General features: G+C 71.0%; 21 protein-coding genes. 16 read left to right on the top strand and 5 right to left on the bottom strand.

All coding sequences use genetic code 11. The annotated features are described in order from the left end of the window. Positions 1 to 165: 165 nt before the first annotated feature. On the bottom strand, positions 166 to 2313 hold the full coding sequence (locus FVP77_RS15745; RefSeq protein ID WP_147895472.1) for an LPXTG cell wall anchor domain-containing protein: 2148 nt from the start codon (positions 2311 to 2313) through the stop codon (positions 166 to 168). Positions 2314 to 2534: 221 nt separating this feature from the next. Here FVP77_RS15745 and FVP77_RS15740 point away from each other — a divergent pair, with 221 nt between their 5' ends. From FVP77_RS15740 to FVP77_RS15715, 6 genes are all read left to right on the top strand, one after another. Further along, positions 2535 to 3512, top strand: a complete 978-nt coding sequence (locus FVP77_RS15740; protein WP_187266978.1) for an alpha/beta hydrolase family protein — start codon at positions 2535 to 2537, stop codon at positions 3510 to 3512. Between the two features lie 92 nt (positions 3513 to 3604). Next, the gene (locus FVP77_RS15735) at positions 3605 to 4726 is read left to right on the top strand and encodes a glycosyltransferase family 4 protein (protein WP_147895470.1); all 1122 of its coding nucleotides are present in this window, start codon (positions 3605 to 3607) and stop codon (positions 4724 to 4726) included. Then, a complete protein-coding gene (locus tag FVP77_RS17105) occupies positions 4723 to 5283 on the top strand; it encodes an acyltransferase (RefSeq protein ID WP_147895469.1) in 561 nt (186 codons plus the stop codon). The genes FVP77_RS15735 and FVP77_RS17105 overlap by 4 nt, the downstream gene beginning before the upstream one ends. Further along, entirely contained in the window at positions 5280 to 6467 is a 1188-nt protein-coding gene (locus FVP77_RS15725) for a glycosyltransferase (protein WP_147895468.1), read from the top strand. The genes FVP77_RS17105 and FVP77_RS15725 overlap by 4 nt, the downstream gene beginning before the upstream one ends. Positions 6468 to 6551: 84 nt before the next feature. Continuing rightward, entirely contained in the window at positions 6552 to 7634 is a 1083-nt protein-coding gene (locus FVP77_RS15720; protein ID WP_187266977.1) for a glycosyltransferase, read from the top strand. After that, a complete protein-coding gene (locus FVP77_RS15715; protein WP_187266976.1) occupies positions 7537 to 8793 on the top strand; it encodes a hypothetical protein in 1257 nt (418 codons plus the stop codon). The genes FVP77_RS15720 and FVP77_RS15715 overlap by 98 nt, the downstream gene beginning before the upstream one ends. A gap of 6 nt (positions 8794 to 8799) precedes the next feature. On the opposite strand, the gene FVP77_RS15710 is transcribed toward FVP77_RS15715, so the two are convergent. The 4 genes from FVP77_RS15710 to FVP77_RS15695 are packed head-to-tail and all read right to left on the bottom strand — an operon-like array spanning position 8800 to position 13828. Beyond that, complete coding sequence (locus FVP77_RS15710) at positions 8800 to 10464, bottom strand: lipopolysaccharide biosynthesis protein (protein WP_147895465.1); 1665 nt, start codon at positions 10462 to 10464, stop codon at positions 8800 to 8802. After that, positions 10461 to 11300 carry a glycosyltransferase gene (locus tag FVP77_RS15705; protein ID WP_187266975.1) on the bottom strand — a complete coding sequence of 280 codons (840 nt, stop codon included), beginning with the start codon at positions 11298 to 11300 and terminating at the stop codon, positions 10461 to 10463. Before FVP77_RS15705 ends, FVP77_RS15710 begins: the two co-directional genes overlap by 4 nt. Next, positions 11297 to 12844 (bottom strand): O-antigen ligase family protein, encoded by a 1548-nt coding sequence (locus FVP77_RS15700; RefSeq protein ID WP_147895463.1) that lies wholly within the window; start codon positions 12842 to 12844, stop codon positions 11297 to 11299. The genes FVP77_RS15705 and FVP77_RS15700 overlap by 4 nt, the downstream gene beginning before the upstream one ends. A gap of 6 nt (positions 12845 to 12850) precedes the next feature. Beyond that, positions 12851 to 13828 carry a hypothetical protein gene (locus FVP77_RS15695; RefSeq protein WP_147895462.1) on the bottom strand — a complete coding sequence of 326 codons (978 nt, stop codon included), beginning with the start codon at positions 13826 to 13828 and terminating at the stop codon, positions 12851 to 12853. 297 nt (positions 13829 to 14125) lie between these two features. Here FVP77_RS15695 and FVP77_RS15690 point away from each other — a divergent pair, with 297 nt between their 5' ends. From FVP77_RS15690 to FVP77_RS15645, 10 genes are all read left to right on the top strand, one after another. Next, entirely contained in the window at positions 14126 to 15022 is an 897-nt protein-coding gene (locus FVP77_RS15690) for a glycosyltransferase family 2 protein (protein WP_187266974.1), read from the top strand. Further along, positions 15019 to 15585: an acyltransferase gene (locus tag FVP77_RS17195; protein ID WP_147895460.1), complete on the top strand. Its 567-nt coding sequence runs from the start codon at positions 15019 to 15021 to the stop codon at positions 15583 to 15585. The genes FVP77_RS15690 and FVP77_RS17195 overlap by 4 nt, the downstream gene beginning before the upstream one ends. After that, positions 15582 to 16565: a glycosyltransferase family 2 protein gene (locus tag FVP77_RS15680; protein WP_147895459.1), complete on the top strand. Its 984-nt coding sequence runs from the start codon at positions 15582 to 15584 to the stop codon at positions 16563 to 16565. Before FVP77_RS17195 ends, FVP77_RS15680 begins: the two co-directional genes overlap by 4 nt. 31 nt (positions 16566 to 16596) lie before the next feature. Further along, complete coding sequence (locus FVP77_RS15675; RefSeq protein WP_147895458.1) at positions 16597 to 18315, top strand: AMP-binding protein; 1719 nt, start codon at positions 16597 to 16599, stop codon at positions 18313 to 18315. Positions 18316 to 18335: 20 nt separating this feature from the next. After that, complete coding sequence (locus FVP77_RS15670) at positions 18336 to 18611, top strand: acyl carrier protein (RefSeq protein ID WP_147895457.1); 276 nt, start codon at positions 18336 to 18338, stop codon at positions 18609 to 18611. Continuing rightward, the gene (locus tag FVP77_RS15665) at positions 18608 to 19294 is read left to right on the top strand and encodes a 4'-phosphopantetheinyl transferase family protein (protein WP_147895456.1); all 687 of its coding nucleotides are present in this window, start codon (positions 18608 to 18610) and stop codon (positions 19292 to 19294) included. Before FVP77_RS15670 ends, FVP77_RS15665 begins: the two co-directional genes overlap by 4 nt. Next, positions 19291 to 20664 carry a wax ester/triacylglycerol synthase domain-containing protein gene (locus FVP77_RS15660; protein ID WP_147895455.1) on the top strand — a complete coding sequence of 458 codons (1374 nt, stop codon included), beginning with the start codon at positions 19291 to 19293 and terminating at the stop codon, positions 20662 to 20664. Before FVP77_RS15665 ends, FVP77_RS15660 begins: the two co-directional genes overlap by 4 nt. Continuing rightward, positions 20654 to 21952, top strand: a complete 1299-nt coding sequence (locus FVP77_RS15655; RefSeq protein ID WP_147895454.1) for a wax ester/triacylglycerol synthase domain-containing protein — start codon at positions 20654 to 20656, stop codon at positions 21950 to 21952. Before FVP77_RS15660 ends, FVP77_RS15655 begins: the two co-directional genes overlap by 11 nt. After that, positions 21949 to 22956, top strand: a complete 1008-nt coding sequence (locus FVP77_RS15650; RefSeq protein WP_187266973.1) for a glycosyltransferase family 2 protein — start codon at positions 21949 to 21951, stop codon at positions 22954 to 22956. Before FVP77_RS15655 ends, FVP77_RS15650 begins: the two co-directional genes overlap by 4 nt. 126 nt (positions 22957 to 23082) lie before the next feature. Continuing rightward, positions 23083 to 23268, top strand: a complete 186-nt coding sequence (locus FVP77_RS15645; RefSeq protein ID WP_147895452.1) for a hypothetical protein — start codon at positions 23083 to 23085, stop codon at positions 23266 to 23268. Positions 23269 to 23332: the final 64 nt, after the last annotated feature.

Here is a 23332-nt window from a genome sequence, read left to right as displayed (position 1 = left end):
TCCCAGGTTACGCGCGTGTTTCGAAACACGATGTAGGCACTTCGGGGGACAGAACCTGAGCGTCCTCTGTGCTAAAGAACGAACCGGCCCGGGCCCCCGAGGGGCCCGAGCCGGTTCGTTCATTCACTCGGCGCGACCGGAGAGCCGGCGCCCGAGCCTCGTGATTCAGCTGTGACGAGCCGCCCGGCGACGCGAGACCATGAAGACGGCCGCACCCAGCAGGAGCGCAGCCGCTCCGCCGAGGAACGGCCATGCGGTGGCCTCCGAGCCGGTCGCCGGCAACATGCCCGACGTCGGCGAGGGCGACGGGGTGGGCAGCGTGGTCGACGTCGGGGTCGGGGTCGGCGTCGGGCCGACCGCCGTCGCGGTGTTGACGAACGTGACGAGCTGCGCGGCATCCGTCAGGGTGATCGTCTGCGCGGGCGGCACGGGGCCCCACTCGACGCCCGAGATCGCCGGCTGGGCACCCTGCGTGAGCACGACGACGTCACCGACCTCGAACACCGGCGCATCGACGATCGTGCCGTCTGCCCGCACCGTCAGCGGGGTGGCCGCAGCCACTCCGTTGACCGTGTAGGTCACCGAGAAGGTCGTCGAGTCGGGCACGGCGTCCGCAGCAGAGCCCTCGACGACGGAGCGCACCCGGAAGGTGGCGGCGTCGACCGCGGGAGCGTTGGTGAACGACACCGCGACACGGTCGCCGCGCGTCAGCCCGGGGATGACGAGCGGCGATCCGCCGGTACCCGTCGTCGTGGTGCTGTCGGCGTGAGTGACGGTGAACGACGAGCCGGTCAGCGTCAGACCCGCGCGGGCCTCCTGCGTCACGGTGAGCGTCGCTGTGGCGTCGGCGTCGGAGAACGACACCGCCCAGTCGGCCGTGCCGGTCGGGTTGCCATCGGCACCCGTGACCTGCGGGTTGTCGCCGGTCACGGTCGCGGTGCCGGCAGACACCGCAGACGTGGCCGCGCCGACCGTGAAGCCGTCGGTCGCAACCGGGTTCTCACCGGAAACGTCCGTGACGTAGGTCGTCGCCGTGACGGGCGAGACGCAGACGAGCGGCGAAACCGCTGCCTGCAAGTCGGCCGCGAGGGTCGACCAGGCGCCCTGGAAGTAGTCGCTGCCCTCGATCGGTCCCGAGATCGCGGCGAGGTTGTCGGCGAGACGACCGTCGACGCCGGTACCCACGCCCATGGCGAGGATGCGGGTGCCCTCGGCCTTCACGGCGTTCGCCGAGAAGACGGCCTGCTCGAGCGAGGCGATGGTGACGCGGGAGCCGAAGACTTCCTGCCCACCGGTGCCGGCGCTGTTGCTGACGTAGTTCGGCGCTCCGTCGGTGACGACGAGGAGGGCATCGAAGGTGGTCGAGTAATCGGCCACCTTGCGCAGCGCGAGGTCCCAGTTGGTCTGCTGGGTCGCGCCCGACACGGGGCGAACGTAGGAGTCGATCGCGTCGAGCGCCGCATCCAGCCCGGCGTCGGTGTCGAGGGCGAACGGACCGCCCGCGCGCCCGGCGACCGGCGACGACGAACCGAAGGTCGACACGGTCAGGTCGACCGCTTCACCCTCGAGCGAGACGACGAGCGCCTCGAGCGCCTCGCGGTACTGGGTGCGCTGCTGCTCGTCGATCGAGCCCGAGAGGTCGAGCTGCGTCGCGAGCGACAGGCGCTCGGAGGTGACGCACGACGGGTCGAGCGTCGGGTTGTCGAGCGTTGCCGCGGTGACGAGCGAGTTGAGCTGCTCGCCCGTTCCCTGCGAGGGGAAGGCGAGCGTCTGGCCGCCGACGGCCGGAGCCGTCAGGCCCGGGTACGAGCGACGCGTGAACGGCTCGGACGACGTGCCGGTGCGCAGCTCGGTGATGGGCGTGGCGTTGTCGCCGGCGCTCGTCATCACGACGTAGAAGCGGTCTCCGGCGTTCGCGCCGCCCGGCGCGGTGTCGGGGATCGAGATGGTGCAGTCGAGGGCGCCCGCGGGAATCTCGCAGGTGTACCCGGTCGCCGCACCCGGCGCGTTGCCGGCCGGCTCGAAGAGCTCGAAGGTCACGCCCTCGAGGTAGGCGGGGTTGTCGACGTCGACGATCGGCGCACGCTGGTACGCGATGCGCGCCGACACGACGACATCTGTGGTGGTCGGTGTCGCGAGCAGCGACACGGCGCTGTCGGACGGATCGGCCGGAGCCCAGTCGATGGTCTCAGCCTGTGCTGCCGCCGGAACGGCGAGCAGTGCACCCGCGGCGAGGACGCCGGCGGTCGCGAACGCGGCGGCTCTGCGGCCCCGCTGATTGCCAAAATGGCGCGCAATATCGAAATTTTTCATGTGGCCCCCCTGCGACCCGCGTCGAAGACGCCGGTCCGCACTGTGATTTTCCGGGGCGGCACTCTTGAACAAGCTCCCCGGGTCTCAGCATCTTTGCAGGGTTTCGTCAGGGAGCAAAACGAAAGACGATCGCTCCGCGTCGCAAGAACTGTGATTATCTCGTCCGCATGGGGGAAAATTCGATACACCGCTTCGCGCCCGCACGCACGGCGATCGCACTCGTGGCGGCTGCGCTTCTCGCGTTGACCGGGTGCACCGCCGCCGAGCCCGAGCCGGCGCCGACCGAGTCGACCGTCGCGCCGGTGACCGACACCTCGACGCTGCGGACGATCATCGAGTCGCCCGCGGAAGACCCGCAGCTCACGCTCGGCGATGCGGTCGACCCGCTCGCGGGCGAGTCGGCGGTCGAGGTCTTCTACGGCAGCGGCGGCATCACGGTCGCGGGCGTCGTGCGCACGCCGACCGGTGCCGCCGCCGACACCCCCGTCGTCGTGGTGGTGCACGGCGGCGTCGATCCCGAGGAGTACGAACCGGGCACCGACCTCGTCGCCGAGCAGCGAGCCCTGCTCAGCGCCGGCTACATCGTCTTCGCTCTCGACCTGCGCGGCTTCGCCGACTCCGACGCCGCGAACGCCGAGACGAGCGCCATCGTCGACCCCGGGTTCGGGTGGGACATCGTGCTCGACTGGGGCATGGCGCTCGACGTCGTCAACGGACTGCGCCTCGCGCGCGACGGACAGATCCCGCTGGCCGACCCCGAGCGCGTGGGGCTGCTCGGCCACTCCCTCGGCGGCCTGCTCTCGATCGATGCGGCGGTGATCGCCCCGGGGCTCTCCGACCTCGTCATCGCGATGTCGGCGCCGACGACCGATCTCGCGGAGGCCGCGCCGCTGTTCGCCGACGACGCACTGCTCGACGAGGTCGGATCCCCCGACGACAACCCGGAGTACTGGGCCGACATCTCGCCGATCACGTTCTTCGACCGCGCCACCGAGCCGCTCATCCTCATCCACGGCGAGGACGACGACGTGACCCTCCCCGCCTGGTCGGAGGAGACCCAGCACGAGTGGCGCAAAGCCGGCGGATCGGCCGAGACCTATCTCGTCGAGGGCGCCGGTCACGACTACGGCGATCGCCGCCCCGAGGTCGCCGGCGGGGTGGTCGTCGCGTTCGATGCCGCGCTTCGGCCCGCATCATAACGAAACATCGCCGTCACGCAACGTAGCGCGCACAGGAGGTACGCTAAGCCAGCGGCGATCGGGGGATCGGGGCGTTGCCGGGGGGTAGCCACATGGGGACAACACGCGTGGGCGTGATCGTGCGATACGGATTGAATCCGATCGCGTGGCGCGTTCGTCACGCCCAGGGCGAGGTCTCGGACGCGACTCCGTACGGGTATCACTGGGCCGAGTCGCACGTCGACATGGAGTGGACCACCGACCGCCCCGAGGGGCGCGTGGCGCTGTGGTGGCGCATGACGGTCCGCCGAGTGCTCGGATTCGACTTCGTGCACGTCTGGCGCAACCGGGGCATCCTCACGCGCGCCGACGTGGTCTGGACCCACACCGAACGCGAGCACCTCGCCGTCGCACTGCTGCGCACCCTCAACCCGCGCCGCTACGGCGCCCACACCATCGCGCAGTCGGTGTGGCTCTGGGACCTGTGGCCCCGCATCTCCTGGCTGCGACGGGCCGCGTTCACGCGGCTGCTCAGGGCGCACGACGTCGAGGTCGTCCTCAGCGCGCTCAATAAAGAGGACTCCCTCCGCAGCGTCCCCGGGCGGAAGGTGCTGCGGGTGCCTTTCGGCACGCACTTCGCCGCTCCCCGCACCGGCGCTCCTGCAGACCCGGCGAAGGTGCTCGTGATCGGCAACGACCGTCACCGCGACTGGCATCTGATGAAGGCCGTCGCCGAACGCGTTCCCGGTCTGAGCATCGAGATCATCTCGCTCTCCGAAGACGTGAAGCGTCTGGAGTGGCCGGCGAACGTCACGGTCAACAGCTACCGCCAGCGCGAGATCCTCACCGAGGTCTATCGGACGGCTGCCGTCGTCGCCCTCCCTCTGACCGAGAACCGTCACGCCTCGGGATGCACCGTCGCGATCGAGGCGGTCTCCGCCGGCGTGCCGGTGGTCGCCACCGATGCCGGCGGCATCGGCGAGTACCTGCGCGACGCCGATGCCACTCTGGTGCCCCACGGCGACGTCGACGCGTTCGCCGCGGCCCTCGAGAAGCATGCGTCCGCAGCATCCGTCCCCGACCCGGCCGTCGCCGAGCGTCGAGGCTTGAGCGAGCGCGACTACGTCGACCGCCTGCTCTCGATCACCGCGTCGCTCATGGCGGGCTCCGGGTTCGACCCCGCCGTGGAGACGTTCGCCCCGGTCTCCGCCGTCGAGAAGGAGCCCACCCGGTGATCACCACCCTCGACGTCCTCATCCGCGCGCAGCGCCTGCGCGACCTCGCCTTCACCAAGCTCGCGGCCCCCGGCTTCGCGGCGTTCGGACCGAACTCCCGCATCCTGCTGCCCACGCGGCTCTCCGGAGCGGAGCACATCAGCGTCGGCGACCGGGTGCTCATCGGCGCCGGCTCGTGGCTCATCGTTCCCTCGCAGCACGCGCCCGGACCGAACATCGTGCTGCACGACAGGGTGCGCATGAACACCACCTCGATCTCGGCCGTCCACCGCGTAGAGATCGAAGAAGCGGTCGCCATCGCCCGCGGGTGCTACATCTCCGACCATTCGCACGGATTCGCCGACGCCGACGTCCCCGTGCGCGATCAACCCATCGACCGGGTCGCCCCCGTGCTCATCAAGCGCGGCGCGTGGCTCGGACAGAACGTGGTGGTGCTCCCCGGAGTGACCATCGGGCGCGGCAGTGTCGTCGGTGCCAACAGTGTGGTGCGCTCGGACGTACCCGACCGCACCGTCGTCGCCGGCACCCCGGCCCGTGTGATCAGAGAGCTCGCATGACACTCGCCGACCCGAATCCCCCCGCCCCCACTCCGCAACCCGGCGGAACGCGGGACTTCGTCTTCACGTTCTCCTACGAGTCGTTCGCCGACGCGCAGAAGCGGGGCATGATGCGCCCGCCCGACCGCCTCGTCACGACCCTCATCGACAGCCCCGACGTGCGCCGGCTGCTCGTGGCCGACCCGTGGCGCTCGTGGCTCACCGGCTGGGCGCGACGCGTCATCGACTTCTCGCACCGTCCGCAGGAGACCGAGAAGCTGCGCCACGTGAGCCCGCTCCGGCTCGCTCGGGCCGACCCCACCGACGTCGACGCCATCGCCGAGACCTATCGCCAGTACGAGCGCGTCGTGCAGCGAGCCGCATCGGCGGCAGACCTGCAGCATCCGCTCTTCGTCACCGCCAGCCCGCTGGTCGGCGGCTTCGCTTCGCTCGACTGGGCGGGCTCCGCGCTGTACTACGCCCGGGACGACTGGCTGAGCTCCCCCGGCCGACGCCGCTACTGGCCGGCCTACGCCGAGGCCTACCGCCGCATCGCGCGCAGCGGCCGGGCCGTCGCCGCCGTCTCGCAGGAGATCATCGACCGCATCGAGCCGACGGGTCCGCATCGCGTGGTTCCCAACGGCATCGAGCCCCGCGAGTGGCTCGGCCCGCAGCCGGCCGCCCCGGCCTGGTTCGACCGCATCCCGGGGCCGCGCGCGGCCTACCTGGGAACGCTCGACTCGCGCCTCGATCTCGAGGGTCTCCACGCGCTGGCACGCGCCCGGCCCGACCTGCACATCGTGCTCATCGGCCCGGCCCCCGACCCGAAGTACATCGCGGGTCTGCGCGGCTTGCCGAACGTGCACATCCGGGGCGAGGTGCGCCGCGCCGAGGTCGTCGCGGTGCTGCGCAACTGCGAGCTCACTCTGCTCGCCCACCGCCGCACGTCGCTCACCGAGGCCATGAGCCCGTTGAAGGTGTACGAGTACCTGGCCGCCGGACGACCGGTGCTCGCGACCGACCTGCGTCCGGTGCGCAACTTCGGCGACCGCGTGCACCTGGCGGAGACCGTCACCGACTTCATCGACCTCGTCGACGTCGCCCTCGCGCAGGGCATCGAGGACGAGCCGAAGCGCCAGGCGTTCATCACCGCCAACGCGTGGACGACGAGACACAAAGAGATACTTTCGCTCATCAGCGATTGACGGCCGCGCACGCGGTGCTCGACGGGGATTAGGGGACCCGCGGGCCGAAGAAACTGGGGAACGGCAATGAGGGGATTGCAGCACATGGACAGCGAGGAACGTCCGACGAGCGCACAGGGGGATGTGCTGCTCGTCTGCTCCGGGGGAGGGCATCTGCGGCAACTCGCGGGGTTCGCCGAACGCATCGGCTACGCACCCGAGCGGCAGGTCTGGGTCACCTTCCGCAACGGACTGAGCGAGTCGCTGCTGAGCGGGCGCCGCGTGATCTACGCGCCGTTCACCGCGCCGCGCGATCTGAAGAACTTCGCGAAGCTCGTGCTGCTCTCGCGCAAGGTCTTCGCCGAGAACACCTTCGTCGAGGCGATCAGCACCGGGTCGAGCCCGGCGGTCGCGTTCCTCCCGAAGGCGGCGCGCCGCGGCATCCCGACGCACTATATAGAGAGTGCGGCGCGCGCCGACGGGCCGTCGATGACGGGGAAGATCATCTCGCGCTTCCCGCGCATCCGCACCTACACGCAGTACCCCGCCTGGGCCGACGATCGCTGGATGTACCGCGGCTCGATCTTCGACGAGTTCGCCCCGGGCGCGCCCGTCGACCCGCCTCACGAACCCCGGCGCGCGGTGGTGATGGTGGGCACCCAGGAGGGCTTCCCGTTCCGGCGGCTCTTCGAGAAGGTCGCGCCCCTCCTCGAGGGGATGGACGTCTTCTACCAGACGGGCGACGCCGACATGGCGGGGCTCGGCATCCCGCCGCAGCCGAGCATCCCCCACGGGGAGCTGAAATCGATGATCGCCGCAGCCGACCTCGTCATCTCCCATGCGGGCGTGGGGTCGGCCCTCACGGCGCTGGAGGCCGGCAAGCATCCGGTGCTCTTCTCGCGCGATCCTCGCTTCGGCGAGCACATCGACGACCACCAGAAGCAGATCGCGGAAGAACTGTCGCGGCGCGGACTCGCCACCCACGCCGACTTCGACTCTGTTACGCTCGGCGACCTGATAGGTGCCAGCAACCGTTCCGTTCAGATCACCGCACCACCACCATTCGCACTCCACCCCTCCGAGGAGCGCCATGCAGGATCTCGACCGCAGAACGATGATGAAGATGGCAGCCCTCCTGGGAGTCGGCGCCACGGCAGTGGCGTGCACAGCGCCGGAGGCCGCCCCTGATCCATCGGGCACCACCTCCTCCACCCCGTCGCCGAGCCTGGGCTCCCCCGAGCCGGTGACCGGCTCGACCCTCGCCGAGCCCAACAGCGCCCGCCCGGCGACCCTCAGGTCGTTCGGGCCCAACGGCACGCACTTCCCCGCCGAGGTGCCCTGGCCCGGCAACAAGGCCGCGACCGAGCTGGTCGCGGAGTGCGACTGGGTCGACATCGCCCGCAAGATCAGCGGTCTGACCGCCGCGAAGGTCGCCGCCGGTGCGGTGGTGCGCGTGAAGCCCGGAACCCTTCCCGGGTCGGGATACACCTCGTCGGCGCGTGCCGCGCTGGCGGGGATCGGCAACTCGTCGTGGACGCGGAACGTGCTGATCGTGCCTCGCGACGGCTTCGGCTCGGTCACGATCGCGGCCAGCGGCATCCGCTTCGACAAGTGCGCGCGACTGTCGTTCTTCGGCTTCACGGGCAACGGGGGCGTCGCCCTCACCGAGTGCTACGCCATCCATCTCGGGTGGAGCCGGTTCGCCGCGATCAACATCACCCGCCGCGGGCGCGACCTCGGGTTCTACGAGCTCGTGGTCGGCTTCCGCCAGAATGCCGAAGACACGGTGGGCGTGCGCCCCACCGAGGCGAACGAGATGGTCAACATCTCGCGTCACGGCTGCGTCTTCGGCCCCTCGGTCAAGCCCGCGGGCAGCAACGCGCACTGCGACACGATCCAGCTCGAGGGCACCGGCAGCGGGGCGTTCGGACCGTTCACCAGCGTCGACTGCGTCGACTACGGCTCGTCGAACGCTGCCGAGCTGCTGCAGGACAAGCTCGTCCGGGCCGAGTACACGCACTGCATGATCCTCGGGGGGCAGCTGCCGTGGCGGGTCTACCCGCTCCGCAGCGGCGACTACCAGGGCGAACCGAACGCGTTCGCCGGCGGCTGCCAGGACGTGCGGCTCACCGACTCGGTCGTGGCGGGACCCATCGGGCGCATGGGGTTCACCCACGTGAACAACACGCGGCTGAGCTACGCCCCGCAGGGGACGCAGCAGCCGTCATCGTCGGGCGGCTGGATCACCGACACGTCGGTGGGGTCGTGGACGCGCGACCAGATCATGGGGCAGCAGTCGATCCCCGACTACGAGCTGCCCACCCTCCGGCGCATCTGGACCTGGTAGCGCCGGTCAGCCGTCGTTGCGCCGGCGTTCGCGTCGCGTGGTCGGGGTGCGCTCCGACTCGTCGGACGGATGCGGCATGGCGAAGTCCTCGCGGACGATCGGCTCGTCGAGCGCGGCCTCCGAGAAGGTCTCGGGCTCGTACGGGAGCATCTCGACGGGTGCCTCGTCCGCCGCATCCTTCTCGTCGGCCTCGGCCTTCGGGGTGCCCTTCTTGCTGCCGCGCATCCGGCCGACGAAGGCCCACAGCGACGCCGCGTCGGCCCGGTACCCGGGGATGAGGAAGAAGGGGAGCGCCACGATGCCCGCCGCGGCGCAGCCGACCAGCACCTCGAGGATCGCGATGTCCGACCCCACGAGCCGCGAGACGAAGTACGACGCGACGAACGCCGCCAGCGCCATGAGCGCCGGCCGCAGGAGCGGGAGGGCGATGTCGGCGGCCTTGACGAACGTGCCGCGGATCGCGAAGCCGAATCCGGGCACCAGCAGGATGAGGGTCATCACGCCGTAGGTGATGACGAGGCCGTTGAGCCCGCCCCACCACAGGCCGAAGAAGTAGCCGCCGATGATGAGCGGGCGCGCGACCAGGTCGTAGACGAACTGCCGGTGGGAGTGCCCGAGCGAGATGTAGACCCAGGTGCGCAGGCGGCCGATCGCCTGGCCGAAGCCCGCGATCGCGAGGAGGCTGAACAGGGTGGCCGCGACCGACCAGTTCGGACCGAGCAGCAGCAGCACGAGCGGCTGGGCCACGCCGGCTGCGACCGCGTACGTGGGGAGCGTGAGGTAGCCGATGACCAGCGCGGCGCTGCGGATGTAGCGGCGGTACCGCTCGCCGTCTTCGCGCAACGTGCTCAGCACCGGCAGCGCGACCCGGCCCAACGGCCCGTTCATCTGCTGCAGAGGCAGCAGGAACAGCGCGTAGGCGCGCGAGTACTGTCCGAGCGCGGTCGGGCCGAGCTGGGCGCCGATGATCACGTTGTCGAGGTTCTTCTCCGCGTAGCCGAGCAGCTCGGCACCGAAGATGCTGCCGCCGGTGCCCATGAGGGTCCACGTCTCGCGGACGATCCGCGGCCGGCCCCACTGAGGTCTGACGATCGACCAGAGCACGACGAGGCGCACGAGGAACTGCGCCCCCGCCATGGCGACGAGCGACCAGTACCCCCAGCCGATCCACGCCGTGATGATGCCGACGATCACGCCGAAGAACATGGTCGAGACGTCGAGAGTGGCGAGCGTGCCGAAACGCAGGTCTTTGGTCGCGCGGGCCTGCAACGGCATGACGAGCCCGCTGAGGAACACCCCGGGCGCCATCAGCAGCGTGACGCCGACGAGCCGAGGCTCGTTGTAGAGCAGCGCGATCAGGGGCGCGCACAGGGCTACGACGACCGCGAGCACGGCGCCGATCAGCGCCGAGAGCCACATGAGGCTCTTCCAGACGCGGTCGCTGAGGTTCTGCGCCTGGATGATGGCGCCGGTCATGCCGAAGTCGCGCACGAGCTCGGCGATGCCCATGACGGCACCCACCATCGCGATCAGACCGAAGTCGGCCGGCGTCAGCAGCCGCGCGAGCACGATGGTCGACAGCGTCTGCAGCAGCGCCCGCCCCCAGAGCCCGCCCATGGTGACCGCGATGCCGCGCGTGGCGCGCTGGGCGAGGTTGTGCGGCACGCTCATGCGCTCGCCCGCCGCGTCGTGTCGTCGCGATTCCACGCCACCGGCCGGTGCGCGGCCAGGAGTGCCTCGGCGCGCCGGTGCGCGAGCAGGTAGACCGCGGCGTAGATCGCGAAGCCCGCCCACAGCGACGGGCGCGGGGCGACCCTCTTCACCAGCGAGCGCGCTCCGGTCGCTCCCGAAGCCGGTGCCAGGGCGGGGAAGCGGCTCGCGAGCTCGCGATTGCCGGCCGCGATGCGCGTGTTGCGGGCCAGCAGCGCCCGGATCGACCCGGGGGCCTCGACCGCGAAGGTGAGGTCGGCCGGCGTCAACCGCTCGGCCGGGGCGAACAGCCGCTGCACGTAGAGGTCGTCGGCGATCACGTCGGGGAAGGCTCCCAGACGCGCGACGCCCGCCGCATCCAGCACGTACACCCCCGAACCGATGTGACCGCTCGACCGGTAATCGGTCAGCGCCCAGACGCGGTAGTACTGCCGCACCCACCACGACCTCGACGGGCGCACCCGCATGGCAGGAGAGGCGACGTCGGCGACCGGGTCGGCGTCGAGCCGCTCGGCCAGGGCGCGCAGGTCGGCCGGCGACACGGTGACGTCGGCGTCGACGACGGCGACCGGATATGCCGATACGTCGGCGAGCGCGGCGTTCAGCGCCACGATCTTCGACGCCTCGCGGGTCTCGATGACGCGGGCACCCGCGGCGGACGCCCGCGCGGCCGTCTCGTCGGTGCAGCCGTTCGCGACGACGAGCACGTCGAGGCCGGCGGCGGCGAGCGGCTCGACGGCCGCGGCGATGATCGATGCTTCGTCGTGGGCGGGGATGACGACGGTCGGGCCGGTCACGAGGCGCTCCGCGCGGCCACGCGACGCTCGGCGAAGGCGGGGGCGTCGGGCGTCCACCCGTCGGCGGTCTTCTCGGTCATCGCCCACGCGGCGATCGCGTAGAGGATCGCGAGCACGATCAGGGTCTGCATGAAGGCGAACGAGTCGTGGAAGAACATCGACACCGTGTAGGCGACGGTCGAGGTGGCGATCGCGAACGCGAGGAACCCGCGCTGCGGCGGCACGCCCGGGCGCATCGCGAAGCGCACCAGCTTGACGATCGGCCAGACGAAGAGGGCGAACATGCCCACCATGCCGACCACGCCGGTGTCGATGAGCGATCCGAGCCACTGGTTGTCGAGGATCTGCGAGTTCGCGCCCTCCCCCACCACGATGCGGCTCGCGATGCCCGACCCGGCGAACGGCGCCGCGGCGAACTGCGCGAAGGCCTCCGGCAGGTCGGCGAGGCGTCCCTGCCCGGCCAGACCCACGCTGGTGGTCTGAGACGCGATGACGCCGTCGATGTCGAAGAGCGAGAGCACCATGGTCTGTACCAGCTGCGGGAAGATCAGGCCCAGCAGCACGGCGATCGGCAGGCCTATCGCCGCCAGCACCCCGGCGAGCTTGGGTCTGAGCAGCAGCACGAACAGGAACATCACCCCGAGCGTGACGACGCCGGTGCGCGAGACCGCCGCCAGCATGCCGACCATCATCGCGCCGATCGCGGCGACGTAGACGAGCGTGCGCGTGAACTGGTAGGCGGGCCAGACGCTGAACTTGATCAGGTAGATCGCGATCGGGATGATCATGCAGAACAGCACGGCCAGGGCGATCGGATGCTGCGACGACGCGTAGGCGCGGTTGCCGCCGGCACGCAGCGACTCGGCGTCGTCGCGGAGGATCTGCAGCGGGAGGAAGTTGCCCAGCATCAGGAAGACGTTGCGCCGCGTGACCCGCTCGAAGAACGCCAGGACGCCGATGATCGCGCCGCTGAAGACGATGACGTTGAGCAGCACCATCGTCACCTTCTCGGTCGAGAGCAACTGGCGCACGAGGACGACGGTCGACAGCAGGAACGCGAGCTGGAAGACGTTGGAGAATCCGCCCGTGATGAACCCCGACTGCGTCAGCGCGACGGAGTTGGCCATCAGCGAGAAGAACGCGGTCCACAGGAAGATCGCGATGGGCCAGCCCCAGACGACGGGCTTCCAGTTCGCCCGGCCCCGCAGGATCACGGTGAGCGCGAGCCAGACGAGCAGGCCCGCGATCAGCACGCGATAGGGCTCGAGGGCGAAGCCGATCGGGATCGGCAGCGCGTAGCGACGGATCGGGATGAACAGGATCACCGCGATGAGCACGAAGAGCATCGTCGTGCGCGTGAAGACCTCGCGTCGGAAGACGAAGAGGCCGCAGACGACGAGCAGCACGCCGCCGACGATGACCGGCTCGAGGAAGAGCACGGCGACGATCACCACCGCGGCCGCGGCCACGCCGATGAGGATGCTGACGGCCGACGAACCGCGCACCGGGCGTGCGGATGATTCGACCGTTCGCTGATCGGTCATGATCGATCAGCGACGGGCGTCGGCGGTGGCGTCGTCGTTCTCGACCGACGAGGCGCTCAGCGCCTCGGCCGTCTGGCCGGTGCGCCCGCGTCGACGGATGGGGGCGGTGTCGTCGCTCGCCACCGACCGCGACGAGGAGCGCTTCGACCGGCGGACGCCCGCGATGGGCGCGTCGTCGTCATCGTCGTCTGCCACGGGCTCGGCCGTCGCGTACGCGTCGTCGGTGTCGTCCGCGTCGTCGCCTGCGCGGCGACGGCGGTCGCGGACGGCCTCGATGATGAGCGCGAGAGCGATGAAGAGCAGGAGGACGCCCACCGCGACCACGACGATCGGGATGGCGGGGTTGCTGCCCTCGCCCTCGCCCGCGACCGGGGCGTTGACCTCGTCGAGCACGAGACGGACGTCTTCGGGCACTCCCCATTCGGTCTGCTCGCGCAGAACGATGTCGGAGAAGACCGAGGTCGCCTCGGCGGCGAGCAGCTCGGCGCGCGCGGGCGAGGTGGAGACGCCGACGATGTCGATGATCGGCAGTTCCAGGCGTCCGCCGAACTGCTCGTCACCGGCCGGCTGCGTGGTGCGGCGCACGGCCGTGATGGCCTCGCCGTCCTCGAGCCCGCCGACCTCGGAGGCGACCGAGTCGACCACTTCGTCGGACGACGCGAGGTAGGCCAGGATGATGGCGTTGCCGCTCAGGTCGATCGGAGTGGACTCGGTCACGACGACCTGCTGGTCGGGCGCCGCCGAGGCGCTGGGCTGCGGAAGCGCCTGCGTGCTCCCGGGGATCTCCACCTGGAAGTAGGTGGGCTGCGCCGACGTCAGCAGCACGGTCGACGACGCCTGGTAGGTGCGCTCGACGCGCGACTCGATGGCGCCGTCCTTGATGGTGAATCCGGCGAGGAGCCCCGCGGCGACCGCGACCACCAGGCCGATGATCAGCAGGATCTTCTGATTCAGAAGACGACGGACGTATCTCGGCTGTTCCATGTTTCCCCCAGGTAGACCCGCAGCACGACACCGAGCTCGCGACCCTCCCCCGGATCGTCGAGCATCGTGAACTGATGGTCCGTTCTACGCTGTCATGCGCACATTGCCTGCGCGTTAACGTGAACGAACAAAATCGAGCATGCGAACGCCACAGACTTGCATGTGAGACCGAGAGACGCAACTCTTGGAGGACTCGTACGCGATCAGGGGGATCCGTGCGACGCGACCAGCAGTGGGGAGCTTGGTGCGATGACACCGTCAACTGGCGTGTCTTCACCCGGGGATGACCGTCGAACGGTGCCGGGGTTGACGACCGTCGTGCTCTGCACGCGCGATCGAGCGAGCCTGCTGGAAGACGCGCTCACCCACCTCGCGGCTGCCGCGGGTGGAGCGGAGGTGCTCGTCGTCGACTCCGGATCGATCGACGACACCACCCGACAGGTCGCCGAGCAGGCCGGCGTCGATTACGTGCGTTCCGACGTGCCGGGGCTGTCGATCGCCCGCAATCTGGGTCTCGAGCACGCTCGCGGCGAGTTCATCGTCTACACCGACGACGACTGCGCGGTCGATCCGGGATTCCTCGCACCGCTCGTCGCCCCGTTCGGCATCGCCACGGTCGGGGCCTCCACCGGGCGCCTGGTCGACGTCTCGCATCCTCCGGCGGCGACGAAGGAACCGGCCCAGGTGCTCTCCCGCACCACCGCCGGCCTCGACGCCGGTCATGGCGCCCTCATGGCGTTCCGCACGTCGATCCTGCGCAGCCTCGGCGGCTTCGACCCCGTCCTCGGCGCCGGCCGGCGCTTCGGCGGGGCGGAGGACATGGACGCGATGAGCCGCGTGCTGCACGCAGGGCACAGCGTCGTTCGGGTGCCCGGGGCCGTCGTCACCCATCTCTTCACCCGCGACGACTCCGAGTACGAACGGCTGAACGAGAACTACGGACTCGGCATCGGCGCGATGTGCGGCAAGTGGCTGCGCACGTCGTCCGCCGACGGACGACGCCTCTCCGCCCTCGTCCTCCGGCGGGCGGTCGTGCGGTACGCGCGACGGTTCCGCCGGGCCCGCACCCGCCGCGGGCAGGCGGCGTACCTCCGCGGCTTCTTCCGCGGCCTTCGCGAAGCGCGCAGCATCCCCGTCCGCGACGGGCTCTTCGTCGACACCGCTCCCCCGAGCCCTGTGGCGGTGGCCCGATGAGCGGCAAGCTCGGCGGCGTCGCCCGCTCGCTCCTCGACCCGCGGACCTACGCGCAGGTGTTCCGCCTGCTGCACTTCGCCTCGTACTCGCACGTGCAGCAGCTGCGGCTGCTCGATCGCGGCCCCGAGGTGAGCTTCGCGCCCAACGTCTCGTTCCGGAACGCCGAGCGCATCACGATCGGCCGTGGCACCCACATCGGCGAGCACAGCATCGTCTGGGCGGGCAACACCTCGGGTCGCATCGTCTTCGGTGAGAAGTGCCTGCTCGCCCCGAACGTGACCCTGACCGCCTCGAACTACGCCACCGAGCCCGGCCGCTTCGTGATGGACCAGCCCAAGATCGAACGCGACATCGTGCTCGGCTCGGATGTCTGGCTCGGCGCGAACACCGTCGTGCTCGCCGGGGTCACCATCGGCGACGGCGCGATCGTCGCCGCCGGCGGCGTCGTGACGAAAGACGTGCCCGCCGGGGCGATCGTGGGCGGCGTGCCCGCGCGGGTCATCGGCTGGCGCGGCGGCGTGGCGCCCGAGAACCCGGCCGCCGCCGCCGAGGTGGCGACATGACGTCGGCGGAGATCGCCGTGGTGATCGTCAACTACAACACCAAGGACGAGACGGCCGAATCGATCGCGAGCCTGCTCGCCACGACGACCACGCCGATCGAGATCGTCGTCGTCGACAACGGTTCGCACGACGGCAGCGTCGACGCCCTCCGCGCGCGCTTCCCCGAGATCACCGTCGTCGATGCGGGTGCGAACCTCGGCTTCGCGGCCGGGGTGAACCGCGGCGCGGAGGCATCGACGGCGCCGTGGATCCTGCTGCTCAACCCCGACACCGTCGTGCTCGACGGCGCGATCGACGCGCTCCGCACCTTCTCGCTCGACCACCCCTCGTACGGCCTCTACGGCGGCCGAACCCTGCGCCCCGACGGCACGGTCGATCCGAGCTCCTGCTGGGGCGATATGACGCTGTGGTCGCTCGTGTCGTTCGCCGCCGGCCTGTCGACCGCGTTCAAGCGCTCGCGCATCTTCGACCCCGAATCGCTCGGATCATGGCAGCGCGACAGCGTGCGCGAGGTGCCGATCATCACGGGATGCCTGCTGCTGATCTCCCGCGACGGCTGGAACCGCCTCGGCGGCATGGACGAGCAGTACTTCCTCTACGGCGAGGACGCCGACTTCTCGCTGCGCGCGCGACGGGCGGGGCTGCGTCCGGTCATCGTGCCGGACGCCGAGATCGTGCACGCCGTCGGCGGATCCACCGCCTCGAGCGGCCGAAAGATGTGCATGGTCATGGCCGGCAAGGCCACCGTGCTGCGGAAGAACTGGCCGGCACCGCAGGCCGCGGCGGGCATCGCCCTGCTGCAGGTCGGTGCCGCCACCCGAACGCTCCTCGCCCGTGTGCGAGGACGACGCCACACCACCTGGGACGAAGTCTGGCGCCGCCGCCGTGACTGGCGCCCGGGATACCCGCTCGCCCGCCAGACGATCTTCGGTTTCGACCCGTCGACCGGCTCCGAGGCGCCGGAGAAGGCACCCGCGTAACCCGATACGTCGAATCCTTTGGGGGGAATCCATGACGTCCGCAACACTCATCACCGCACTACGCACCACCGCCGCCACCGTCGGGGACGAGAAGGGGGTCCGCTTCTACGCCGACCCCACGACCTCGACCTTCCGGGGCTGGCGCGAGCTCGACGAGCGCGCCCGCCGGATCGCCCAGTCGCTGCAGGCCGCCGGTCACCAGCCCGGCGAGCGCGTGATCATCGCGCTCGCACCGGGACTCCAGTGGCCGGATGCCGCGTACGGCGCGCTCTACGCGGGCCTCGTGCTCGTGCCGGCTCCCGTCGTCGGCTACGGCACCACGGGAGCGCTCGCCGCGCGCATCAACGGGTTGGCCGCAGCATCCGAAGCCTCGCTGGTGCTCACCGAGCCGGCCATCGTCGCCGCCCTCGGCGAGGACGCCGACACGATCGAGCTCCCCGTGCGGGTGATCGACGACCTCCTCGCCGGCGACGCCGATGCCTGGGTCGAGCCGGGCATCGACGGCGACGCGACGTCGTTCCTGCTCTACACCTCGGGCTCGACCGGCGACCCGAAGGGCGTCATCGGCACCCACGGCACGTTCCTCGCCACGACCGAGACCTGCGCCGAGCTCTTCTCGCTCGACTCGACCTCGGTGCTCGTGGGCTGGGCGCCGCTGCACCACGCGATGGGCCTGATCATCCAGGTGATCCTCCCGGCCGTGCTCGGGGCCGACTCGATCATGCTCGCGACCGATCAGTTCCAGCGACGCCCGATCGTCTGGCTGCAGTTGATCAGCCGCCACCGCGCCACGATGAGCGTCGCGGGCAACTTCGCGTTCGCACTCAGCGCGAAGCTGGCCACCGACGCGCAGGTCGCCGAGCTCGACCTGTCGAGCCTCACCACGCTGCTCTGCGGCAGCGAGCCGGTGCGGGCCGAGACGCTCGATGCGTTCCTCACCCGGTTCGCCTCGACCGGGATCACCGCCGACGCGGTGCTGCCGGCCTTCGGCATGACCGAGGCGATGCTCATCACCAGCAAGCGGCCCGGCCGTCCGATCCGCTTCACGAGCTTCGACGCCGCCGAGGTCTCGGTGGGTCGCCTCGTCGGCGCGGAGGGCGAGGGCAGCGTCGCGATGGTGTCGAACGGCCAGCCGGCGAGCAACACGAGCGTCGTCATCGTCGACCCCGACACTCTCGAGCCGGTGGCCGACGGCACCGTGGGCGAGGTCTGGGTGTCGTCGCCGATGGTCGGTCCGGGATACTTCCTGCGCCCCGACGCCACCGCCGAGACCTTCGGTCACCGCCTGCCGGGCTCCGAGCACGAGTACCTCCGCTCGGGAGACCTGGCATCGATCGTCGACGACGAGCTCTACGTCACCGGACGGCTGAAGGAGGTCATCATCGTCCGCGGGCGCAACCTCTACCCGCAGGACATCGAGGCCACCGCCGCCACCGCGCACCCGGCGGTCGGGATCTCCGCCGCATTCGAGCTCGACGGCCACCCCTCGGCGGTGGGCATCGTCGCCGAGTACGACGCCGAGGCCCTCGCCGGCACCACCCTTCCCGACCTCGCCGAGGCGCTGCGTGCGACCCTCACCCAGCGGGTCTCGCTGCCGTCGGTCGCCGTCGCGCTCGTCGAGCCCGGGCTGCTGCCGCGCACACCGACGGGCAAGGTGCGCCGCCGCCCCACCCTCGCAGCGATCGAAGCCGGGTCGTTGACCACGACCTTCTCCCGCGGCTACCGCGACGCGGTCGCGACCGCCCACTGATCCACCAAGGAAGACCACTCATGTCGAACTCGCCTGACACCACCGCCCCCACGTCCGTCGCCGCCCTCGGCGACTGGCTCATCGAACGCATCCGCTTCTACGACCAGGTCGATGCGGCCGTCGTGACCCTCGACGCGCCGCTGAGCGACCTCGGTCTCGACTCGATCTACGTGCTCACCCTCTGCGGAGACATCGAGGACACGTACGGAACCGAGATCGACCCGACGTTCTTCGAGGGCCGCGACACGCTCGGACAGGTCGCCGTCGCCCTCCACGAGAGGCTCGCCCCCTCGTGACCGCCCTGACGTCGCCGCCGCGTCTGCGGGCATCCGAAGGGTGTCTCCAGACGCGCGGCGGCGTCGTGCGGTGGCGTCTCGGCGTCCGCGACCCCGCGGAGGCGGCCTCGACGGTCGCGCGGGCGTGGGTCGAGGAGATCGTCCGCACCCATGGCCTGTTCGCCTGGACCGGCTTCGCCGCGGTGCCGCCGTTCTCGAAGCCGCGCTTCGCGTCGGACGGGGCCGACTTCTCCGTCTCGCACAGCGGCGGGTTCGTGCTGGTCGCCGTGGGAGTGGGGGTACGGGTGGGCGTCGACGTCGAGGCCGCGCCCTTCGAGGCCTTCCGCTCCGCGGCGTTGCGACGACGGATGCTGACCCCCGCCGAGCACGACAGGCTCGCCCGCGTTCCGACCGATGCCCGCCTCCCCCACCTCGCTCGGGTGTGGACCGCGAAGGAGGCCCTCGTCAAAGCGAGCGGCGAAGGACTGCGGCGCGACTTCCGCCGCTTCGCCGTACCCGCCCTCCTCGAGGCCCCCGTCTTCCGTCTCGAGGCGGCTCTCGCCGTGCTCTCCCGCGACGCGCCGCCCGAGGTGCACCGCCTCACCCCTCCTCTCGCGGCGCCGATGCCCGACGCACCGCCCGAGGCCCCCTCCTCCATCCCTCTTCCCGCCGCACCCGAAGCGGCCCTCACGGAGTTGTCATGACCATCCTCGAACAGACCGGTACCCCGCCCCGGAGCACCGCCTCCCCCGCCCGACGCCCCTACGCCGAGTTCATGAAGATCTGGGAGGAGGGGTACGTGTCGAACCGGATCTCGTTCGAGATCATGCACACGCCCGGCGTCTTCATCGTCGCGGGCGCACCGCTGCGCGACGGCGACGGTCGCCTCCGGCGCGAGCTCATCCTCGAGCACCTCGCAGCGACCGTCGCGAGCGCTCCGATGTTCCGGCTGCGCCTGCAACGATCGCTCCTCGGCCTCACACCGCCCGCCTGGGTGCCCGACGAGGAGTTCGACCTCGCCCGCCACGTGGTCTTCGCCGACGACGTGGTCGACCTCGACACCGCCGACCTGCGACGACTCTCCGGCGACGACGACGGCGTGATGTCGATCCGGCACCCGCTGTGGCGCATCCGCGTGACGGAGCTGAGCGACGGCGACGTCGCCATCGGCAACATGCTCCACCACGCGAGCCTCGACGGCCTGTCGGGGATGAAGGCCATGTCGGTGATGAACGTCAAGTCGCCCGACGAGCACCTGCCTGCCCCCGTCGACCCGTTCGCCGGCATGCGCGCGGCGAGACGGTGGGAGCTGCCGGCACTCGCCGTGAGGCAGTGGTGGGACGACCTCGACACGCCCCGTCTGCGCGCCGCCTGGCGTTCGTACACCGCGAAGCCCTTCGTTCGCAGGGCGCGACGGGTGGCCGCCCGCCTCCTCCTCCCCGTCCGCTACGGAGCCGGCGGCGAAGCGGCCCGCGCCGCCGCCCTCCGCCCCCGGCACTCGTCGTACCGCCGACTCGACGCCGCCCTCGCCGGGCGGCGGGCGCGCGAGCTCGGCGGCACCCTCAGCGACCTGCTCATGGCCTCCACGATCGGCGCGTGGAACGGGCGGGAGCGCGAGGTCAAGCTGCGCTTCCCGGTGTCGTTCCACTCGGAGAACGCCCCGAAGGCGCGCAACAACGTGCGAGACATGGAGATCCACGGCGACGCCGACACGCCGCTCGCCGAGCGCGTCGCCTCGGTCCACGCGCAGGTCGCGGCGCGCGACACCGCCTGGGACGGTCACGTCGTGCCCGGCGCACCGATCGGCTACACCACCCTCCTCCCGTGGGTCTCGCGACCGCGGTACTTCGCCGGCGGCGAAGTGCTCGCCATGGTCCCCTTCCCGGCCAGCCTGGGCGGCGACCGTCTCGCGGCGGCGGGGATCATGTACAACGGCTCGCTCTTCATCGGCGCGAACATGCCCACCGACCTCGACGTCGAGGCCACCGTGGGGCGCATCTTCACGCTCATGACGGGGTCGGAGGACCCCGGGCGGTATCGACCACGCGACACGACGGGAAACGATGAGCCCTGAGCCGAAGCGCATCCATGCCGAATTCATGAAGACGTGGGAGGAGGGCTACGTCTCGACGCGCATCGCGTACGAGACCATGCACACCCCGTGCTTCTTCCTCGTGCGCGGCGAGCAGCTGCGCGACGAGGACGGGCGGCTCGACCGCACGCGCATCGACGACTTCCTCCGCGCCACAGCGGCGAGCGCGCCCGTGTTCCGTCTGCGCCTGCAGCGCTCGTTCCTCGGACTCACGCCTCCCGCGTGGGTGCCCGACGACGACTTCGACCTCGCGCGGCACGTGATCTACGCCGACGCCCCCGTCGACCTCGCCACCGCCGACATCCGACGACTCGCCGGTGACGACGGCACCCTGCTGTCGATCGACCACCCGCTGTGGCGGATGCGCGTGACCGAGCTGACAGACGGAGACGTGGCGATCGGGTGCGTTCTGCACCACGCCGCCCTCGACGGCCAGTCGATGATGAAGGTGATGACGATGCTCACCACCAAGGCCGCCGATGACGACCCCGTCGGACCCGACGACCCCTTCGCCGGCACGCGCGCCGCACGCGCGACCGAACTGCCCGTCCTGGCTGCGGCGCGCTGGTGGCGCGCGCTCCCCGATCGCGCGCCCCGCGCGGCCGTGCGTTCGTACCTCTCCAAGCCCCTCATGAAGCGCGCCCGCCGCGTCGCCGGGCGGCTGCTGCTGCCGCTGCGGTTCGATGCCGGAGGCGAGGCGGCACGCGCCGCCGCGCTCCCCCCGCGCGTCTCGGCGTACACGCGCGTCGACTACGCCCGCGCCCGTCAGCACGCCCGCGACCTGGGGGGCACGCTCAGCGACCTCCTCGCCGCCGCCGCCATCGGCGCGTGGGACGGGGCGAAGCGGCGCGTCACCCTGCGGTTCCCCGTGATGGTCACAGCCGAGAGCGGCCCGAAAGCGCGCAACAGCGTGCGCGACATCTCCGTTCAGGCCGACGCCGACGCTCCGCTCGCCGACCGGGTGCTCGCCGTGCACGAGCAGATCGCCGCCCGCGACGAGACCGATGCCCCCGCGCCGTCCGACGACGCGATCGGCTTCACCACCGTCATCCCGTGGGTGTCGCGCCCGCGCTACTTCGCGGGGAGCGAGGTGCGCGAGGTCATTCCGTTCCCCGCGAGCCTGGGCTCCGACGAGCTCGCGGCGGTCGGCGTCATCTACAACGGCGCGATGACCGTCGGTGCCAACATGCCGGCGCGCAGCGACATCGCCGCGACCCTCGACCGCATCGCGGCCCAGCTCATGCCCCTCGACGACGGCGAGCGCCCGTGACCGACCCGATCGACAGCAGCGCTGCGGCGCAGCATCCGCTCTCCGTCTCCGTCGTCATCCCGTCGTACCGCCGCCTCGACCGCATCGCCGACCTCGTACGCGCCTACCGCGCTCAGGGCGCCGACCAGGTCGTGGTCGTCCTCGACGGGCCGCACCCCGGATGGGAGCACGCCGTCGCGCCGGTCGCTCGAGCCGATCTCGATGTCGTCGCACTGCCCGAGAACCTCGGTCTGGCACGGGCGCGTATCGCCGGTCTCCGAGCGGCCACCGGCGACATCGTGCTCGCCGTCGATGACGATGTCGAACCCGGTCCGGGGCTCGTCGACCGGCACCGCGCCTTCCACGCCGTGCACGCCGGGCGCGTGCTGCAGGGGTACATGCCGACCGCCCTCCCCGCCACGCGGGGCCGCGACCAGGCGCCCACCTACCTCTACGCCCGCGAGTACGAGGCGCAGGTGCGGGTGTGGCGCGACGGCGACCCCGCCCTGCTCCTGCGATCGCTGTGGGGCGGCAACCTGAGCCTTCGGCGCGAGCTCTACGAGCGCGCGGAGGAGCTTCTCCCCTCGGTCCGCCTCGAGTACAACGAAGACCTCGACCTGGGCCTGCGTCTCGAGAAGCTCGGTGCGGTCGCGGTCTTCGACCCCGATGCCCGCGCCGCGCACCACCACGCGCGCGGTCTCTCGGCGTTCCTGCGCGAATGCACCGCGCGCGGGGGTGCGATCGCCCAGATCGAGGCACGGTGGGGCGAGAGGCCCGCGCAGCTGACGCCGATCATCGACATCCCGCGCTCCTACAACCGCGTGCTCGCCGCGCTGCAGCGTCGCATCGCGGCACGCGACGACCCCGGTGCGCTCGAGACCTCGATCGTGGCGGTCTATCGGGCGGCCGGTCTGGTGGGCGCGTGGCGCCTGCAGGACGGGATCGCGCGGATGCTGCGCCGCGGCGTCGCCATGCGCGGCTACCGGCTCGCACGGCACGAGGCCTCGGCGGTGCCGGCACGATGACGCACCGGCCCCGATCAGGGAGCGGTCGAGGGGCCGACATACGATGGTGGGGCGCCACGACTGTCGGAGCCCCCCATACTCCGGTGCTACAGCCCCCCTGGCTCGGTCGACGGCGTGAGGAGTCTCATGCGTGTCGCCCATCCCGCCCGCCTCGGTGTGACGGTCTCGGTCTTCGCGGCGGTGATCGCGTGCGCCGCCCTCGTCGGCGTGGCGACGCTCGTCCGGCGCTTCCGGGAGGACGAGGCGCGCGAGCGCGAGTTCGACGACTGGGCCGCCGACACCTCGTCACGGACGGGTGCATCCGACCGCTAGGTTGTTCCCTGTGTCCTCCCGCTCGTGCGGGAGGCGCTTCGCCGCCAACGATCGCCGGCTTCCA

The organism is Microbacterium hatanonis, assembly GCF_008017415.1.
GTDB lineage: Bacteria > Actinomycetota > Actinomycetes > Actinomycetales > Microbacteriaceae > Microbacterium > Microbacterium hatanonis.
The sequence above is the reverse complement of the archived record's forward strand: the minus strand, read 5'-3'. Positions and strand labels throughout refer to the sequence as shown.

What these genes read in the sequence shown, in the direction of transcription:
- FVP77_RS15745 (WP_147895472.1), bottom strand. Translation starts at nt 2,313, where the DNA reads ATGAAAAATTTCGATATTGCGCGCCATTTTGGCAATCAGCGGGGCCGC.
- FVP77_RS15735 (WP_147895470.1), top strand. Translation starts at nt 3,605, where the DNA reads ATGGGGACAACACGCGTGGGCGTGATCGTGCGATACGGATTGAATCCG.
- FVP77_RS15725 (WP_147895468.1), top strand. Translation starts at nt 5,280, where the DNA reads ATGACACTCGCCGACCCGAATCCCCCCGCCCCCACTCCGCAACCCGGC.
- FVP77_RS15720 (WP_187266977.1), top strand. Translation starts at nt 6,552, where the DNA reads ATGGACAGCGAGGAACGTCCGACGAGCGCACAGGGGGATGTGCTGCTC.
- FVP77_RS15715 (WP_187266976.1), top strand. Translation starts at nt 7,537, where the DNA reads ATGCAGGATCTCGACCGCAGAACGATGATGAAGATGGCAGCCCTCCTG.
- FVP77_RS15710 (WP_147895465.1), bottom strand. Translation starts at nt 10,464, where the DNA reads ATGAGCGTGCCGCACAACCTCGCCCAGCGCGCCACGCGCGGCATCGCG.
- FVP77_RS15700 (WP_147895463.1), bottom strand. Translation starts at nt 12,844, where the DNA reads ATGACCGATCAGCGAACGGTCGAATCATCCGCACGCCCGGTGCGCGGT.
- FVP77_RS15695 (WP_147895462.1), bottom strand. Translation starts at nt 13,828, where the DNA reads ATGGAACAGCCGAGATACGTCCGTCGTCTTCTGAATCAGAAGATCCTG.
- FVP77_RS17195 (WP_147895460.1), top strand. Translation starts at nt 15,019, where the DNA reads ATGAGCGGCAAGCTCGGCGGCGTCGCCCGCTCGCTCCTCGACCCGCGG.
- FVP77_RS15680 (WP_147895459.1), top strand. Translation starts at nt 15,582, where the DNA reads ATGACGTCGGCGGAGATCGCCGTGGTGATCGTCAACTACAACACCAAG.
- FVP77_RS15675 (WP_147895458.1), top strand. Translation starts at nt 16,597, where the DNA reads ATGACGTCCGCAACACTCATCACCGCACTACGCACCACCGCCGCCACC.
- FVP77_RS15670 (WP_147895457.1), top strand. Translation starts at nt 18,336, where the DNA reads ATGTCGAACTCGCCTGACACCACCGCCCCCACGTCCGTCGCCGCCCTC.
- FVP77_RS15660 (WP_147895455.1), top strand. Translation starts at nt 19,291, where the DNA reads ATGACCATCCTCGAACAGACCGGTACCCCGCCCCGGAGCACCGCCTCC.
- FVP77_RS15655 (WP_147895454.1), top strand. Translation starts at nt 20,654, where the DNA reads ATGAGCCCTGAGCCGAAGCGCATCCATGCCGAATTCATGAAGACGTGG.
- FVP77_RS15645 (WP_147895452.1), top strand. Translation starts at nt 23,083, where the DNA reads ATGCGTGTCGCCCATCCCGCCCGCCTCGGTGTGACGGTCTCGGTCTTC.